Here is a 995-nt window from a genome sequence, read left to right as displayed (position 1 = left end):
TATCATTCAGTCAATTTATTCTGCTGTCGCATGGTATGTGAGCCGGCTAAGGAGGGATTGTATGGTTTATCATTAACTCCCCAGAGTTTATCCAGGGAGCATTATGGCGAAGGACACCCTCCTGTACTATAAGGAAACCCTTATTTAGCTGTGCAGAATATTAAATACCAAATTTGAAAGTCATGATGGCTTGTCCGATAAAGTTGAACCCGTCATTAACATTAATCCCATCCGCCGCTAAAACTTGGGTCGGTTTTAGATAGGTATAGCCTAGACCATTAACAGTGGCAATATCCATACCGAAAGTCTGACCTGGCATGAAATCCAAGTCGTTTATTGTATTAACAGGATATTTGTCTATTGTGATCCAAGTTGACATTCTATCCTTCCCTAAGTATCCGAGAGCGAGATTAGAGCCGAGCTTACCTCTTGTTTGACCCATGTAGGCTGTTTGGCCATCCACTGTTAAATTCTCGCCACCAAATGAAACACCACCGACTTCTTTGCCTGTTACTGGGTCAACCAAACCATAGATATGCATTCTGCGTTGCGATTGTACATAGTCGCTGAGAGGGTAAACATCCGCTGTCGTAAACGTGAGGTAGGTGGTTGCATCGCACACCATATTTAGTGTATTTCGTATTCTTGGAAAGCCGTGGAAATCTGTTGTCGCGCTAAGTTGATTGGGAGCGATGGGGCTAAATTTAAATTCGATATCCGCTTCATTGCCCATGCCATTGATTACGCAGTTGGGTGGTTTGATATTCCCGTTGATTTTAAATTGGTCTCGGGGGCTGAGAAGGCGCAGGCTGAACTAAGCAACCCTAACACTGACAGACTGAGGAGTGTTTATCTTCTCGATGGTTGAATGTTAATTGAAGGGCTGACGTAGTTATTGACCGTCAGCCCATTTCAATTCATTGAAATAAAGGTGATTTACATTACACGCCAAATGAGAAGGTCATGACGGCATGGCCATCCAATTTCGCGCTGCC

2 protein-coding genes are annotated in these 995 nt (G+C 43.7%); one reads left to right on the top strand and one right to left on the bottom strand.

Annotated features, from left to right (window positions below; genetic code table 11):
* Positions 1–160: 160 nt before the first annotated feature.
* A complete protein-coding gene (locus AC4IFO_RS22910; RefSeq protein WP_490737844.1) occupies positions 161–622 on the bottom strand; it encodes a hypothetical protein in 462 nt (153 codons plus the stop codon).
* 33 nt (positions 623–655) lie between these two features.
* On the opposite strand from AC4IFO_RS22910, the gene AC4IFO_RS22905 reads away from it, so the two are divergent.
* Complete coding sequence (locus AC4IFO_RS22905) at positions 656–868, top strand: hypothetical protein (RefSeq protein WP_490737843.1); 213 nt, start codon at positions 656–658, stop codon at positions 866–868.
* Positions 869–995 lie beyond the last annotated feature (127 nt).

The sequence above is a fragment of the Providencia sp. UF-224 genome (assembly GCF_058245955.1).
Note: the sequence above shows the minus strand (reverse complement) of the source record. Positions and strands in the feature narration are given on the sequence as shown.